At 59.7% G+C, this 16,842-nt stretch carries 12 protein-coding genes; 5 read left to right on the top strand and 7 right to left on the bottom strand.

The window, feature by feature from the left end:
• Window positions 1-24 precede the first annotated feature (24 nt).
• Window positions 25-786, bottom strand: coding sequence for a sulfite exporter TauE/SafE family protein (locus FHS92_RS15075; RefSeq protein ID WP_184081577.1), 762 nt, complete (start codon window positions 784-786; stop codon window positions 25-27).
• Window positions 787-996: 210 nt separating this feature from the next.
• Here FHS92_RS15075 and FHS92_RS15080 point away from each other — a divergent pair, with 210 nt between their 5' ends.
• Complete coding sequence (locus tag FHS92_RS15080; protein ID WP_246352034.1) at window positions 997-1,803, top strand: DUF72 domain-containing protein; 807 nt, start codon at window positions 997-999, stop codon at window positions 1,801-1,803.
• A 217-nt stretch (window positions 1,804-2,020) separates the two neighbouring features.
• Window positions 2,021-5,371, top strand: a complete 3,351-nt coding sequence (locus FHS92_RS15085; RefSeq protein ID WP_184081578.1) for a hybrid sensor histidine kinase/response regulator — start codon at window positions 2,021-2,023, stop codon at window positions 5,369-5,371.
• 42 nt (window positions 5,372-5,413) lie between these two features.
• Here FHS92_RS15085 and FHS92_RS15090 read toward each other — a convergent pair whose 3' ends face one another.
• Both FHS92_RS15090 and acs read right to left on the bottom strand, forming a co-directional pair.
• Window positions 5,414-6,040, bottom strand: coding sequence for a response regulator transcription factor (locus FHS92_RS15090; protein WP_246352052.1), 627 nt, complete (start codon window positions 6,038-6,040; stop codon window positions 5,414-5,416).
• 7 nt (window positions 6,041-6,047) lie between these two features.
• Window positions 6,048-7,982 carry an acetate--CoA ligase gene (acs, locus tag FHS92_RS15095; RefSeq protein ID WP_184081579.1) on the bottom strand — a complete coding sequence of 645 codons (1,935 nt, stop codon included), beginning with the start codon at window positions 7,980-7,982 and terminating at the stop codon, window positions 6,048-6,050.
• 187 nt (window positions 7,983-8,169) lie between these two features.
• Here acs and FHS92_RS15100 point away from each other — a divergent pair, with 187 nt between their 5' ends.
• Together FHS92_RS15100 and FHS92_RS15105 are read left to right on the top strand one after the other, a co-directional pair.
• Window positions 8,170-9,567: a DcaP family trimeric outer membrane transporter gene (locus FHS92_RS15100; protein WP_246352035.1), complete on the top strand. Its 1,398-nt coding sequence runs from the start codon at window positions 8,170-8,172 to the stop codon at window positions 9,565-9,567.
• 23 nt (window positions 9,568-9,590) lie between these two features.
• On the top strand, window positions 9,591-11,258 hold the full coding sequence (locus tag FHS92_RS15105) for an MFS transporter (RefSeq protein ID WP_184081581.1): 1,668 nt from the start codon (window positions 9,591-9,593) through the stop codon (window positions 11,256-11,258).
• Between the two features lie 211 nt (window positions 11,259-11,469).
• On the opposite strand, the gene FHS92_RS15110 is transcribed toward FHS92_RS15105, so the two are convergent.
• From FHS92_RS15110 to FHS92_RS15120, 3 genes are all read right to left on the bottom strand, one after another.
• On the bottom strand, window positions 11,470-11,655 hold the full coding sequence (locus FHS92_RS15110; RefSeq protein WP_184081582.1) for a hypothetical protein: 186 nt from the start codon (window positions 11,653-11,655) through the stop codon (window positions 11,470-11,472).
• 567 nt (window positions 11,656-12,222) lie between these two features.
• Window positions 12,223-13,581: a phenylacetate--CoA ligase family protein gene (locus FHS92_RS15115; protein ID WP_184081583.1), complete on the bottom strand. Its 1,359-nt coding sequence runs from the start codon at window positions 13,579-13,581 to the stop codon at window positions 12,223-12,225.
• Between the two features lie 45 nt (window positions 13,582-13,626).
• Window positions 13,627-14,361 carry an enoyl-CoA hydratase/isomerase family protein gene (locus FHS92_RS15120; RefSeq protein ID WP_184081584.1) on the bottom strand — a complete coding sequence of 245 codons (735 nt, stop codon included), beginning with the start codon at window positions 14,359-14,361 and terminating at the stop codon, window positions 13,627-13,629.
• 418 nt (window positions 14,362-14,779) lie between these two features.
• Between FHS92_RS15120 and FHS92_RS15125 the strand changes: the two genes are divergently transcribed.
• Complete coding sequence (locus FHS92_RS15125; RefSeq protein WP_184081585.1) at window positions 14,780-15,838, top strand: M14 family metallopeptidase; 1,059 nt, start codon at window positions 14,780-14,782, stop codon at window positions 15,836-15,838.
• Window positions 15,839-15,842: 4 nt separating this feature from the next.
• Here the strand turns inward: FHS92_RS15125 and FHS92_RS15130 are convergent, their stop codons facing one another.
• Entirely contained in the window at window positions 15,843-16,841 is a 999-nt protein-coding gene (locus tag FHS92_RS15130) for an NADPH:quinone oxidoreductase family protein (protein WP_184081586.1), read from the bottom strand.
• Between the last annotated feature and the right edge of the window lies 1 nt (window position 16,842).

Below are 16,842 nucleotides of genomic sequence, written 5' to 3' on the forward strand. Positions count from 1 at the left end.
AGGCGGGGTCATCCTCTTTCCATTCTAACCGCCATATGCGCGAACGAAGAACACCACCGTTGTCGCTCCGGTTACGAGTAAGGTCCAAAGACGCACGAGGTTGGGAGACATGCGCCTTCCCAGCAGCGCCCCGAGCCAGCCTCCAGCGATCGAACCCAGCAACATCGGAAAACAGGCCGACCACCATACCATCGCGAACGAGATAAACACGGAGGCGGCCGCAAGGTTCGCCGCCGCCAGCATCGCCGTGCGGATCGCGAAAAGCTCTCGCGGGCGGATATTGGCAAGCAGGCCGTAAACGGCCGTCAGGATCAGTCCGACACCCCCACCGAAATAGCCCCCGTAAATGCCGAGCAGCGACTGGGTCGCAAGGAGAGTATAGCGGCCGATCGTGACGCGTGCGTGGAGCCAATCGGCAGCGCGTTTACCGAACGCCATCACAACAAATGCAAAAAGCAGCAGCCATGGAATAAGACGGTCGAACACTTCCGTTGGCGTGACAACGAGCAACAAGCTTCCGATGAGCCCGAACGCAAAGGTTATTGCCGCCAGCAGCCGCACCGACAAATCCGCTACCGGGCCGAGTTCGTCCCGATAGGTCCAGGCGCTTGCCGCTGCACCCGGCAGCAGGGCGACGTTCGACGTGGCATTGGCAATGTTGGCGGGTAGTCCCAGCGCTATCAGCGCCGGCAGGGTTGCGAACGTCCCTCCGCCAGCAAGCGCGTTCATTGCGCCGCCGACCAAGCCTGCCCCGCTCGCGAGGACGATAGCGCCAGAATCGATCATCTCCCTCGCAAATGGACTATCGGTGCTCTCTTCGCAATGCGGCCCGTGTCGGGCGGGAACGCACCGAGCCATCGCGGAGCTCATCGAGAATAGGCAGGCGGGAAGAGCGCCCCTTCCGGGCTGCCTCTGGTCCGTGGCGGAAACCCCTCGCCGCATCGCCCTTGAGCCGCTGCCTTGACCCGCTAGAGTGAAGCCTGGAGGACTGGCACTATGGCGCATATGCGCGGAGACATACGCGTCGGCATCGGCGGCTGGACATTTGAGCCATGGCGCGGGGCCTTTTATCCGGTGGGGCTGCGGCAGGCAGACGAACTTTCCTATGCCGCCGCGCATCTGACCGCGATCGAGATCAACGGCACCTATTACAGCACGTTCAAGCCGGAGAGCTTCGCCAAATGGCGCGATGCCGCCCCGCCGGGCTTCCGCTATGCGGTGAAGGCCTCGCGCTTCTGCACCAACCGCAAGGTGCTGGCAGAGGCGGAGGCCAGCGTCGCGAAGTTCATGTCGCAGGGGTTGACGGAGTTGGGCGACCGGCTGGGGCCGATCCTGTGGCAGTTCGCGCCGACCAAACGGTTTGACCCGGCGGACTTTGCCGCCTTCCTCGCGCTGTTGCCCGCCCAGCAGGACGGTCTCGCCATGTCCCACGCGGTGGAGGTGCGGCACGCGAGCTTCGCCTGCGCGGAGTTCGTTGCCCTCGCCCGCAAACATGACGTCGCCATCGTGATCGCCGATCACCCTGAATATCCGCAGATCGGTGATCTCACAGCCGGGTTCGTCTACGCCCGCGTGCAGAAAAGCCGGGAGGACATACCTGCCGGTTATAGCGAGGCGGAGCTTGAGGACTGGGCGCGGATCGCGAAGAGCTGGGCCGAAGGTCACGCCCCCGATGGTCTCCACTACGCTGCCGCGCGCGAGAAGACGGCAGCCAAGGGCCGCGACGTCTATATGTTCCTGATTGGCGGGGCGAAGGTCCGCAACCCTGTTGCTGCGCAGACGTTAATCGCGCGGCTGGGCTAAAGCCGCTCAAAAGCGGCCGTGATGGCCTTGCGTGCCCGCAGTCAGTAGTTGCCGTTAGTTTGGTGTGCCAAACGGCTACCCGCGAAAGCAACCTTCGGTTCATCGGCCGCTCCAGCTGTCGTCGGGTGATCTTTTTTGCCAGCCACTATTCGTTGCTAATAGCGAGATTCCGGTTCAGGATACTCCCTACTGTAAGACAATATACAGGGAGAGCAGGATGCCACAAATGCTGCCGCTGGCAGTCGCGCTCTTCTATGCCTCTGTTCTGTTTTTATTCGCGTCTTGGGCGGATGGGGACAGCCACCCAGAACTGAAAAGTCGCCTGCGCCCCCCGGCCTATGCGCTCGCGCTTGCCGTCTATTGCACAAGCTGGACTTATTATGGAGCGGTGGGCAGCGCCCTGGCCGGTGGCTGGTCGTATCTTCCGATCTATCTTGGCCCCATCCTCGTCTTCATCTTCGGGCACGGTTTTCTACGCCGCTTGATTGATGCGGTGAAGGCGGATGGCGCCAACTCCATCTCCGAATTTATCGGCGGGCGGTTCAGTAACAGTCAGGGCGTGGCCGCGCTCGTCACCACACTCGCGCTTCTGGGCAGCATTCCCTATCTGGCGCTGCAGTTACGGTCACTCGGCACGACTTATGCCTTGATTGCGGGCACGCAGGTCCGGCCCATAACGATCGGACTCGCCGCAACGATGCTTGCGCTGTTTGCGATGATCTATGGCACGCGGCGGTATGAGCCAGGGAGCCGCAATGACGCCATCCTTTTTGCCGTCAGCTTCGAATCTATCTTCAAGATTGGCGCTTTGGTGTTCGCCGGAATCATTGCGCTCATACTGCTCTTTAATGCGCCCGTTGGTGTCGGAGCTGACGGTTGGTCGCACCTGGCGGCAAATTTCGCACCCTCCAGGATTGGCATCGACTTCTTCGTTATCACCTCCCTGTCAATGGCCGCCATTGTCTGTTTGCCGCGCCAATTTTATGTGACCGTAATTGAAGCGAGATCGAGCGCGGATATATCCGCCGCACGCTGGCCATTTGTGGCCTATATGCTGGTCACCCTGCTGATTGTCCTGCCGATCTCAGCTGTAGGACTAACGCTGCTGCCGGGTGATGACCGGCCCGACCTCTTTGTCTTGCAGCTTCCGCTATCGCATGGCTGGACTGTTGCCGCGCTGCTGATTTTCCTAGGGGGCTTTTCTGCTGCGACCGCGATGGTGCTGGTGGAAACGATCGCGCTCTCAACGATGATTTCGAACGACCTGATCGCTCCCTTCCTGGTGCGAAGCAACCGGTTTTCGGGGGAAGGCGATCTGGGTCAGGCGCTCCTTACCACACGTCGGGCGGCGATCGGCTGCATCATGGGTGCCGCGGTGGCATGGGCGCTCGGCATAGGGGATAATCAGCGGCTCGCCTCGATCGGGCTGGTCGCCTTTGCGGCCATGGCGCAATTCTCACCGGCGCTGGTGTTGGCGGTCATGGGCGGCAACCGAGATGCGTTGGCAGCAAAGGCTGGTCTTGGTGCTGGCCTGGTTGTCTGGATCTATACACTTGCCTTGCCGCAACTCGCTTCCGCTGAAATACTGGATTGGCTCGAACAGACGCCGCTCAATCCGCATGCATTGTTCGGGGTCGACGGCCTGAGCCCTATCAGCCACGGCACCTTCTGGAGCCTGGGCGTCAACATAGCAGCCTTTGTACTGACGACCATGCGCCGCGTGCAGCCCGGGGCCTTTCCAGCCTTGCTGAGGACGCCCAGCAGTGGCGCGGCGGCGGTTTCAAACATCACCGAACTCAAGGCACTTGTGGCGCGTTTTGTCGGACCGGAGATTACGGCAGAAGCCTTTGCGGGGGTGGGCAAGTCCAAGACCGTCGATCGCTCCGATCGCCGCAAGGCAGAGCGCCTGATCGCCAGCGTCGTAGGCGTGCCGTCTGCTCGCGCGGTTGTGAGTTCGGCACTTTACGGTTCCAATTTAACCCACGAAGAGGTTGCGCGAATTCTTGACGATACGGGTCAAAGCCTAAGATTTTCAAAGGGTTTGCTTGCCTCGATCTTGGAAAATATCGATCAGGGTGTGAGCGTCGTTGACCGTCAGCTCAATCTGGTTGCCTGGAACGGACGATATCTCGAGCTGTTCGATTACCCGCCCGGCATGGTTCGTGTGGGCGCACCTGTGGCGGACCTTATCCGCTATAATGCGGAGCGCGGCGAATGTGGGCCGGGTGAAGTAGAAGCGCATATCGAACGGCGGCTGAACCATATGCGACACGGCCAGCCGCATAGCTTCAAGCGGGTGAGGCCGGACGGCCGCATTCTCAAAACGGTCGGCGGCCCGATGCCGAGCGGCGGCTATGTGATGTCGTTTACGGACGTGACCGTCGAAGAACAGGCGCTCGCCGCGCTCGAAATGGCGCGGACGGAACTCGAAATGCGGATCGAAGAAAGGACCAGCGAACTGCGCGCTGCCAATGTTGCCCTGGCCGAGGCAGACGAAGACAAGACACGCTTCCTTGCTGCCGCGAGCCATGATCTGCTCCAGCCGCTGCATGCAGCCCGGCTGTTTTCCGCTGCCCTGGGCCGTGACCTCGTTGGCGCCCCAGTTGAGTTGCTGGGAAAGCTCGATCGTTCGATCCTTTCTGCTGAAACGCTGCTGCGGTCGCTGCTCGACATATCAAAGCTGGATGCAGGGGGCGTCAGCCCTGAAGCTCAGCCGCTACGGCTTCGCGGGATGCTCGTCGAACTCGTCGAAACGATGCGGCCGCTCGCCGTCGAAAAGGGGCTGGAAATTCGTATTGGCCCGGGTGATGCGAGTGTCGAAACTGATCCCGGGCTATTACGATCGATCGTTCAGAATTTTCTGTCCAATGCCATCCGTTATACCCAATCGGGCGGCGTGATCGTGGGGGTTCGACACCGGGGCAGCCGCGCAAGAATTGACGTGATAGACACTGGCCCGGGCATAGCCGAGGAAAAGCACAAAGTCATTTTTCGTGAGTTTGAGCGCCTGCCCAACGCCAGTGAAGGCGGGATCGGCCTGGGTCTGGCGATTGTCGAACGCACGGCGCGGCTGCTCGACGGGCGCATTTCCCTGCGATCGAGAGAAGGGAGAGGCAGCCGTTTCAGTATAGCCTTGCCGCTCGGGCGCCCCAGTCTCGCCGCGCCTTCCCCCGTGCCGCCGGAACAGGGATATTCCGCCACGCCCCTCTCTATTCTCGTTGCCGACGATGACCCCACCAATTGCGAGGCATTGCAGGGCTGGCTGAGACGTCTGGGCCATGACGTGAAGAGTGTGACCTCCCCAGCCGCTGCGATGTCCTGTCAGGAGTTGTTCGATGTGGCCTTGATTGATTTCAATCTTGGCGGGGACATGGACGGTATTGAACTGATCGAGGCATTACGCCTGAACTCCCCCACGACCCACTTCGCGCTTGTCACCGCCGCCCGCGAAAGCAGCTATGCGGCACGGGCTCAGGCGCTTGGCATATCGGTAATGCGCAAACCCCTGTCACCCCTGACGCTTGAGCTATGGCTCAGGCAGATCGAGACAAAATCCGCCGCCGAATGAACCCGAGTTTAAACGAAACGGGGGAACCAGTCGATCATGGCTTTAAGCGTGAATGAGCGACATCCCAAGAGCCTTAGCTGCAAGCACGGCCTGCGTGCGATTTCGAACGTCGAGCTTTTTCAGGATTGCGGTCATATGCGCTTTGACTGTCGCTTCGCTGACACCGAGATCGTAAGCGATCTGCTTGTTGAGCCGTCCCTCCATCACGCCCAGCATCACTTTAAGCTGGGTCGGGGTCAGCGATGCGATCTGCGCCGCAACGGGATCAATGATGTCGTCCTTTGGCGGCTCCATTCGCTTGCCCGCCAACGCGTCTCGTATCGCATCTTCTATTGCGCTGAGGTCAGCGTCCTTGCCGACAAACCCGACCGCGCCGAAGCGCACGGCTTCACGCGCACCCTGCGCGGCGTCGGCACTCGACACGACGAGGATTGGCACGCCTGGCTTTTCGGCATGGAGAAGCGCGACACCCGAATAACCTTCGGCCCCCGGCATCTTGAGATCGAGCAAGATCAGGACCAGATCATCCGCTGCCACCGCTTCGGCCAAAGCGGTGGCCAGATTTGCGCTCTCGGCGATACGCGCATCGGGCATCACTGCTTCCGCCGCCATCGCTAGCGCCTGACGGAACAACGGATGATCGTCGGCGATAAGGATGGTGCCCGACAGTGTCACGTCACGCGTCCACCGCGCGGGAAGCGATAAGCGTTTCGACGACTGACGGATCAGCGAGGGTGGAAATGTCTCCGAGGTTGGACACATCATTTTCGGCAATTTTCCGCAGGATGCGCCGCATGATCTTCCCGGATCGCGTTTTGGGCAAGCCCGGCGAGAAATGGATCACATCGGGCGTAGCGATGGGACCGATTTCGTGGCGTACCCATTGGACAAGGTCGGCGCGCACCTCTGCGCTTTCCACCTCATTCGCATTTAAGGTCACATAGGCATAAATGCCCTGCCCCTTGAGGTCATGCGGATATCCGACAACCGCCGCCTCTGCCACCTTGGCGTGGGCAACAAGCGCGCTTTCAATTTCCGCCGTGCCCATGCGATGGCCCGATACGTTGATGACATCATCGACGCGCCCGGTGATCCAGTAATAGCCATCCTCGTCGCGTCTGCATCCGTCGCCGGTGAAATATTTGCCCGGATACGCGCTGAAATAGGTTTGGAAAAAGCGTTCATGGTCACCCCAGACCGTCCGCATCTGCCCTGGCCAGCTATCGGTAATGCACAGATTGCCTTCGGTTGCGCCACCAAGTTCACAACCCTCCGCATCGACGATCACTGGCTTTACTCCGAACATCGGCATGGATGCCGCACCGGGCTTGAGCGCATGCGCGCCCGGCAAAGGCGTCATCATTGTACCACCCGTTTCCGTCTGCCACCAAGTGTCGACAATCGGGCAGCGTTCTTCGCCTACCACCCGATAATACCATTCCCATGCTTCCGGGTTGATCGGCTCACCGACGCTGCCCAGCAAGCGCAGCGATTTACGGCTGGTTTTCTTCACCCATTCGTCGCCCTCCCGCATCAGCGCGCGCAAAGCTGTCGGTGCGCCATAGAAGATGTCGACCTGATATTTGTCGACAATCTGCCAGAAACGGCTGAAATCCGGATAGTTCAGTACACCTTCATACATCAGCGTTGTCGCGCCATTGGCGAGTGCGCCATAAACGACATAGGTGTGCCCTGTGACCCAGCCGACATCCGCCGCGCACCAGAAAATATCGCCGGGGCGATAATCGAATACATATTCATGCGTCATTGACGCCCAGACGAGATAGCCGCCCGATGTGTGCAGGACACCCTTGGGCTTGCCGGTCGAGCCGGAGGTGTAGAGGATGAACAGCGGGTCTTCCGCGTCCATGGCTTCGGGCGGGCAGTCGGCGGAAACGGCCCTGAGCGCGTCATGATACCAGATGTCGCGGCCGTCCTTCATGCGGACATCGCCACCCGTGCGCTTGACCACGAGCACGCGCGAAACGCTGGTGCAGCGCGCCAGCGCCTCATCCACATTGGTTTTCAGTGGCACCTTCTTGCCACCGCGCAGGCCCTCATCGGCGGTGATGACGAGGGATGAGTCGCAATCCTGTATCCGGCCCGCCAGCGCATCGGGCGAGAAGCCCCCGAACACCACAGAATGGATCGCGCCAATTCGCGCGCAAGCGAGCATCGCGAAGGCCGCTTCGGGGATCATCGGCAAGTAGATCGTTACCCGGTCGCCCTTGCGGACACCATTGGCTTTGAGCGCATTGGCAAGACGGCCCACTTCCTCATGCAGATCGCGATAGGTGATACGGCGCTCTTCGCCCGGGGAGTCTCCCTCCCACAATATGGCAACGGCGTCAGCGCGCTCGGCCAGATGCCGGTCGATGCAGTTGGCGGCCACATTCAGTGCGCCATCCTCAAACCATTTGATGCCAAAATCTGTTTCGTCGAAGCTGGTGTTCTTCACCTTCGTGAAGGGGGTCATCCATTCCAGGCGTTGCGCCTCTCGCCGCCAGAAGCTGTCGGGATCGCTGGCCGCCTCACCATACATCGCCTCATAACGCGCCGCATCGATCTTGGCCTTTGCGGCCCATTTCGACGGCACCGGATAGATGGTCATTGCCCTGCTCCTTCACCCACATGCTTATCACCGGCAATCGTATAGCAGCCCCGGAACTTTCACATCCTAGACTAAGGTCTAACCGACCCACGACCAAGGTCTATGTAGTCTTGCTGCGCGGAATGGAGGACCATGGATCCCAACAATGGACAATGAATGGATCCAGAATGAAATAGGGAGAGGGCTGATGCGAAATAAAAACCGAGCATCAATCGGGCTAATGATTGGTACAGGAGTACTCGCACTTTCGGTTACCGGCGCCCAGGCGGCAACCCAGAAAGAGCAGGAACTTGAAGCGCGCATCGTGGCGCTGGAAAAGGCTTTCGGAACCCTTACGGTTGAACTGCAAACCACCAAAGCGGAGAACGCTCAGCTTCGTGAAGTCGTCGCCGAGACGAAAGCCGCAACCGTGCAGGCAACCAAGGCCATTGACGATGCCCGTCCTGCCCTCGCGGCAGCGAGCCAGGACGGTTTTACCGTCGGTAACGGCACCACCCGCGTGAAGATCGGCGGCTTCCTGAAGTCAGTTGTGACGTTCAGCCATTGGGACGACGGCACGGTTGCCGCCAATTCGCTGGGCCGTGACTTTTATTTGCCCCAGGCTATCCCGACCGGCGGCAAATCGACCACCAACAACGATTTCTCGGCGAAGCAGACCCGCCTGTGGCTGAACCTCGAAACGAAACTCGCTGGTCACACACTCAAAGGCTATGTCGAAACCGACTTCCAGACATCGGCTGGCACGCAAGGGTCCGAGCGGACCACCAACGGCTATAATCTCGCGCTGCGCCGTGCCTATGTCCAGTTCGACAATCTAACGGTCGGACAGGACTGGTCGACGTTCCAGAATGCCTCGGTACTCCCCGAAAGCACGGACTTCGTGGGCCCGACCGAAGGCACGGTATTCGTGCGGCAACCTCTTGTGCGCTTCAGCAAGAAACTCGGCAAAAACGTCGTGCTTCATCTGGCGGCGGAAAATGCCGAAACGCAATCGGCGGCGCCCGGTCTGGTGGAAAATGATCAGGACAAGATCCCGGACTTCGCTACGCGGTTGAATGTGTCCGCAGGGCCTGCGGAACTGGCGCTGGCCGGCGTGGCACGCCAGCTTCGCGTCGATAGCAGCACGGTGAGCGACACGGCATTTGGTTGGGGTGTGAGCGGCTCCGGCAAAATCAGCTTCGGTTCAAACAAACGCCATGACCTTAAATTCATGGCGACCTATGGCAAGGGAATTGGCCGCTATGTTGGCCTCAACTTCGCGCCGGACGCAGTCATCAACAGCGCCAATCGACTCGAAATGCCGGAAGTCTTTGCTGCGTTCACCGCGCTCAAGATCGGCCTGACACCCACTGTCCGCACGACACTCATGGCAAGCTATCAGGACGTAAACTATCCGAGCGGGTTCGCGCCGGGATATTTTAATGGCTTTAATGCCAGCGCCCTGAGTGTTGCCGGCAACATCTTTTGGTCGCCGGCCAAAGGTTTCGATCTCGGTGCCGAATATCGCCATGGCCAGCGCGAGCTGGGCAGCGGCGCCAAAGGCCAGCTCGACCGGCTGGAATTCGCCGCCAAATATTCATTCTGATAACATGAGAAAGGAGAGGGCAAATGGCTACTGCGTATGACACAATGCCAAAGCATCACACCGCGACCCAGAACGAAAAGCTCGTAATCGGCGCATCATCGCTTGGCACCGTATTTGAATGGTATGATTTCTATCTCTACGGACTGCTGGCGACATATATCTCGGCACAGTTCTTTTCCGGGGTGAACGAAACGACCGGTTTCATCTTCGCGCTGGCGGCCTTTGCCGCCGGCTTTGCCGTGCGTCCGTTCGGTGCACTGGTTTTCGGGCGTATCGGCGACATTGTCGGCCGCAAGAATACATTTTTGGTCACTATGGGTATCATGGGCCTCTCGACCTTCTCCGTCGGTCTGCTGCCCAGCTATGCATCGATCGGCGTCACGGCGCCGATCATCCTGATCGTCATGCGGCTGTTGCAGGGTCTCGCGCTGGGGGGCGAATATGGCGGCGCTGCAACCTATGTCGCGGAACATGCGCCTGATAATAAGCGCGGGCTCTACACCAGTTGGATTCAGATCACCGCGACCTTCGGTTTGTTTGCCGCGCTTCTGGTCGTCATCGGCTTGCGCACGGCAATCGGTGAAGAGAGCTTTGCGGCGTGGGGCTGGCGGGTGCCGTTCCTGATTTCCATCGTTCTACTCGCCGTGTCGATGTGGATCCGCATGCAGCTGAACGAAAGCCCTGTATTCCAGAAGATGAAGGACGAAGGCACCACCTCAAAAGCACCCCTTACCGAAGCCTTTGCGAAATGGGGAAATCTGCGTTGGGTCATCATCGCGCTGGTAGGTGCGGTCGCGGGGCAAGCCGTCGTCTGGTATACCGGGCAATTCTACGCCTTGTTCTTCCTAGAAAAAACGATGAAGGTCGATGGCGCCACAGCAAACATCCTGATCGCCATTGCTTTGGCCCTGGGAACGCCGTTCTTCGTCTTCTTCGGGTGGTTATCGGACAAGATCGGCCGCAAGCCGATCATATTGGGCGGTTGCGCGATCGCAGCGGTCACGTATTTCCCGTTGTTCGCTGCTCTCACCACCGCCGCCAACCCGGTATTGGCACGAGCGCAGGCATCGGCGCCGGTAACGATTACAGCCAATCAGGACGAGTGTTCGTTCCAGTTCGATCCGGTCGGCAAGAACAAGTTCGACACCAACAGCTGCGACGTCGCCAAGGCCTTTATGGCCAAGACTGGCATCAACTATGCGAACGTCGATGCTCCGGCCGGGACACAGGCTCAGGTGAAAGTCGGGTCCACCGTCTTCACCGCGCCGAACCCCGTCGGGCTTTCCAAAGATGACAAAAAGGCCGCGATCACGGGCTTTCAGGATACGTTGAAAGCGGGATTGGCTGATGCTGGTTATCCGGCAAAGGCGGACCCGGCCCAGATCAACAAGCCGAAGGTGGTCGCCATTTTGTTCGCGCTGGTGCTGCTGGTGACGGCGGTATATGGGCCGATTGCGGCGATGTTGGTCGAACTGTTCCCAAGCCGGATTCGCTACACCTCGATGTCACTGCCCTACCATATCGGCAACGGCTGGTTCGGTGGTTTCCTTCCGACAACGGCCTTCGCAATGGTCGCGGCCACCGGCAACATCTATTACGGCCTCTGGTATCCCGTGGTGGTTGCCGCGGCAACGGCAATCCTCGGACTGATATTCCTGCCGGAAACGTTCCGCAGAAACATCGACCAGTAAACAGGAGAAAAACGCTGGTGAAGACGTCCCTTCACCAGCGTTTTTGCTTTGTGAGTGGCCGTAAGAACGAACAGCCCAAATTCCCCTGGTAGCCGTCCCGGAATAGTTCGCTCTAGCACAGGGTCCCCGTTTTCGCGCATCAAGGCTTGAGAACAAAATGGCGGCAATGAGGGCGCACAGCGGTCGTCAAAGAATCTCGATTACCCCCCCCTCACCTAGCCGGTCTTTCTAAAGGCAGATGAGGTATCAAAGTTGAACTGCCGGATTTTGCAGTCTCTATTTCGCCAGAGCCAATCAACTCGCCGGTCAACTTGACGGCCATCAGCATTGCGATGCGCAAGCCCATCGCCGAGCCATACCCAGCTCCGAACCTGTCGCTGAGCAGGCCGGTCAACATGGGTCCGCCGCCCAGGCCAATTGAGTTACAAATCCGGGACTTCTAATTAGCAGGTCGCTGGTTTGAATCTACCAGGGATCACCATACTTTTCAATCAGTTAGTGGCGGCGTTCCGAAAAATAGAATTGGGCGGGTTGTTAAACGGTAGGATTCTCTTCCCGCCACAATACGCCCCTTGCCTCCATCCTCTCGACTCTACGGCCGTGCCGTTCCTTGCCCACTCCCTTTCCGCTTTTGCGTAAAGTGCGTGCCGGCTTTGCTTTGGCGGTGAAGAACCAAGAGGGTGTTTGGCCGCCCGTCATGGAGAAAACCCTTGACCGACATCGAGACACTGAAAGAGCCGCCGAGGCGCGAAGCCGTTACACGATGGATGTAAACCGGGACCATAGGATGGGCGGATGTCGTCAGAATGGTTCAGAATAGCATAGATTTTGAACCAATCAGAAGAAAGCTAAATGCTTCTCAATCATCGTCACTCGATGGGTAACGAGGGAGCGTAGGAGAGCGACGTCTTTCTGAACACGCCGCGGGCAGCTTTCCAGTATGCTCGGTGCACTTTCGAGACCGCTATTCGGTGACCGTACGCACCAGCTTCGCCTTGCCCGTTGCGCCATACTCCATGGCGAAATCTTCCGCATTGACGAGGCGCACGCGGGAGCGGAAGCGCAGGCGGTTCTGGATGGCAGCTTCCAGAAGGATGGTGAGTTCGGCATGCTGCTCCGCGCCGACGCCCGGTTTCAGGCCTATTTCCACATCGACAGGAGCTTCAACCACCGCCGAAGACGAATAGCGCAGAATCTGGATATCCCCGCTCACAAGGTCGGAGCTGGCCGCCACGACATCCCGCACGGCATTGGGAAAGACATTCACACCCTTGACGAGCAGCATGTCGTCGATACGCCCGCGAAACTCGATGCGCGCGCCCGGCCTGCCGCAGGCGCAAGGATCGGTGAAGACACGGATTAGATCCTTGTCGCGCCAACGGATCAGCGGCTGGCATTCCTTGACCAGTCCAGTGAACACAACTTCCCCTTCGACCCCATTTTCCAGGGGCATGGGCATGAGATCCTCGTCCAAAATTTCCATCAGCGCATTGTCGCTGGCGAACATGTGTATCCCGCCGTGCGCTTCGCAGGACAGGCCGAGGGGATTGTTGCAGCCCGTCCCCCCGGACATATCGTATATTTCCGCCCCCCCGAAACCGGCAGATAGCTTCGCACAGATTTCCGGAATGCCCCCACCCGGTTCGCCGAAGACGATCAGCTTGCGGATACCGAAGTCCTCGGTACGCCAGCGCGTCTTTTCCGGCACCGATTTGATAAGGTGCAGGCCATAAGAGGGCGTGCACATCAGCATATCCGGGCGCGTGTCTATCGCCGTCTGGGCAAAGCGCTCGGTCGTGGCAAGGCCCCCGATCGGAATGACGCCGAAGCCGAGATTGAGCAACGCATCGACCGCGGGAATGCCGACGATCCACATACTCATCACCCCCGCAAACAGCACCCTGTCCCCGCGCACCAGGCCCGCTCGCGCCATCATACGCGCGACATGATCCTGCGAAACGGCCCGGTCGTTGGCCGTATAGCCGATGTAGGTGGGCGCGCCGGTCGTTCCCGAGGAGGCACTGACGCGGTTGATGTCCCGAACGTCACAAGTCACATGCATGCCGAAAGGGTGCTCCAGTTCCTCGCGGGAGCGTTCTTGACTGAGCCTTTCTTCCTCCTTGTCGAAAAAAGGGTAGCGAACATAATCTTCCCAGCCGCGAAACTGCAACGGATCGACTCCGGACGCCCGGAATTTATCCCGATAATAGAGGGAGCTTTCGTAAACGCGGACAAGCTGCTTTCGCAGCTTCAGCAGTTGCAGATCCCGCAGTGTCTCGCCACTCAACTGTTCCAGATGCGGTTGGTGCAGAAATCGTGCCATTACATCCACCATTACGGCCGCCCATGCAGCCCTGTCGTTATTCTGTCAGCCTTGCAAACCGCGACGCAAGCGGGAACGGCGCTCGGCACCGCTGGCTCGGAGCGCGGCAGGGTCAACGCTCGCCCGCGCTTCATAGACGAGCGACTTGACCAGTGCGACGACGGGTGCGGGCGAACCGGCAATTTTCCGTGCCAGCGCAGAGACCTCCTGCGCCACGTTACCGTCATCCACAACCCGGTTGACGAGCCCCACTTTTTCCGCCCAGTCTGGACCCATCCAGTCGCCGGAAAGCAGGGCTTCAAGGATATGGTTGGCCCCGAGCCTGCGCGCGGCCAACAACGGAATATCCACAGGGGCAATGCCTAGCCCCACTTCCGGCAGCGCAAATCGCGCCGAGCGGCCACAGATCACTATATCGCTTGCCAACATCATCGCCACCCCCTCGCCCACGCAAGGACCGATGGCGCCACACACGATCGGCTTGGTCACCGTTCCCGGGATGAAAAAATCGAGATCGAGCGTGTCCGCGTCCACCTCCCCCAGATTGGCCTTATCGATCATTTGCAGATCGCCACCCGCGCAGAACGCCGGACCTTCGGCCATTATCTGGATCGCCCGCACATCGGGGTTGGATTGATGTGCACGCATGGCCGCGTTGAACAGGGCAAACATCTCCGGCATCATCGCATTGCGCTTTTCCGGGCGATTGAGTGTGATGGTGCCCACCCCGTCGCGGACATCATGCAAGATCGGCGGCGGGAGGGGGCTCTCGAGGATCATGATACAGCCTTGAGACGAAACCCGACCATATCCGCGCTGGGACTCACAAAATCCGCCTGCCTTACCTCAACATTCTTGCATCCGCTAAGCACTGTGAACGTCCTCATTCGCCATGTCTCATCTGACATTTTTTTATATGGTTATTGACATTTCATATAGAGTTCAAGTGGAAATTACCGGTAATCCACGTTCCATCTTGCATCTGTGCGGCACACCGAAACGTTCGCCAATCTTGCCTAGCGTTGCATCGGAAGGCCGTTAATCGCCATTTATCCGTATCCCGCCGCACGCAGGGTTGCGAGATATTGACATTTTAAATATGAACATATGATATTTTAGCGAACCGCAGTTGGCCGATCAGGCTTGAAACATTCCCGCCGCCGCAAGCCATATCGGTTGCATATAGGTAGATAGAACGATGCACGACTCCATCGACACCAAGACCGGAACGATCGCCGGGTTAATCGCCAAGGCGCCCCGCGGCACGACCCAGCGGGGCCGCATCCTGATCGGCACCAGAGCGACCGGAGCCGAAATTGCCATCAGCTATATTGTTGTGCACGGCAGCGAACCCGGGCCAACCTTGTGGATCAACGGGCAGGTCCACGGCACGGAAGTCTGCGCGATTGTGGCCGGCATCGAATTCTGCCGCGGGCTGGACCCCACCGGGCTGGCGGGCACCATAGTGTTCACCGCCAGCGGAAACCCCCTTGCGCTCGAAAGCCGGACCTGGGCAACGCAGCAGGATTTCGGGCAGAATATGGATACATCGTTCCCCGGCCGCGCGGAGGGCTTCATTACCGAGCGCATGGCACACAGGCTGTTCAATGAAATCCTCGCCGTCCGACCAGCCCTGCTGCTCAGTATGCACGCGCAGGGAACCGATTTCGCAAGCAAGGTCTATGGCGTTTACAAGCTGCCGCCGAACTGCACGGTGGAAGCGCGCCAGCTCTATCCCTTCCTGCGCGCGTTCGAACCATTCGCGGTCTGCCTCATGCGCGTCGATCCCGGTGCGGGCGAGCATCCGGGAAACCATGCCGGAGCGCTCGATTATCAGGCAATGGCCCATGGCATTCCCGCGTTCATGGTCGAATTCGGCGTCGCGCAGAGATCGACGACAGACGAGGTACAACGCGGCGTTGCCTGCTATCGCGGGGTATGCGCGGAACTGGGCATGTTGCCTGCCACAAAGCGCGCGGCCTGGGCGACATCATCTCATCTTGTGACAGCGCGCGGCCACTGCAACACGGATGTGGGAGGCATGTGGCAATCGCCGCTCCAACCCGGAGCGTTCGTGAAGGCGGGCGATCCCATTGGTACGATCATCGATTTCACCGGCGAGACCCTGTCTACCGTGACCATGCCGATGGATGTGCTCGTGATCGCCATTCGGCAGGACCCTGTCGTCCATTGCGGCGATAGCGTCGCCTATCTCGCGCGACAATGGACCGAGCTCGACATGAGCGGGATCGAATAGCCGCTCAGGGACAGACAACCAGCTTGCCGATCGCCGAGCGCGCCGCCAGCTGCGCAATCGCCTGCCCTCCTTCGGCCAAGGCATAGACGGTATCAACACGCGGCCGGATCCGGCCCTGCGCCCACCAGTCGAGCAGCTGCGCAACATGGCGAAGATGCCCTTCCGGGTCGCGCTCCATAAATGCGCCCCAGAATACGCCGCAGACATCGCAGGACTTGAGCAGCGGAATATTGAGCGGCAAGCGGGGAATGCCGGCGGGAAAGCCGACGACCAGATGCCGCCCTTCCCATGCGATGGCGCGCAGCGCCGCTTCGCTGTAATCGCCGCCCACCGGATCGTAGATGACATGCGCGCCCTCTGGCCCCACCGCCTCTTTGAACGAGGCGGCCAGCGCGCGCTGCCCATCCTTGTCGAAGGGACCGCGCGAATAGATCATGACATGATCGGCCCCAGCATCACCTGCCGCCGCAGCCTTCGCATTGTCCGATACAGCCGCGATAACCTTTGCCCCCATCGCTTTGCCGATCTCGACGGCAGCAAGGCCCACGCCGCCCGCCGCTCCCAGCACGAGCAATGTCTGGCCGGGTTGGAGACGTCCGCGGTCGACCAGCGCGTGGATCGTCGTGGCATAGGTCAACATCAGTGCGGCACCCTCCACGGGATCGAACCCTTCCGGCAACCGGATGGCCGTATTGGCCTTCACCACGGCCTGCTCTGCCAGGCCGCCACCATCACGGAGCAGCGCAATCAGCCGGTCGCCAGGGCGCCAATCGCCTGCCCCTTCGCCAACTTCCTCGACTTCGCCGGTGATCTCGCTGCCAGGGGCAAAGGGGCGCGGGGGTTTGAATTGATATTTGTCCTCGATGATCAGGACGTCAGGGTAATTGATACCACACGCCAGCACCCGTACGCACAGCTCACCGGGAGCGGGCCGGGGCATTTCAATGTCGGACAGCTGGAGCGTATCCGGGCCACCGGGTCGAACGGACAGCAGAGCTTTCATA

This window comes from Sphingobium subterraneum (genome assembly GCF_014199435.1).
Taxonomy (GTDB): Bacteria; Pseudomonadota; Alphaproteobacteria; order Sphingomonadales; family Sphingomonadaceae; genus Sphingobium; species Sphingobium subterraneum.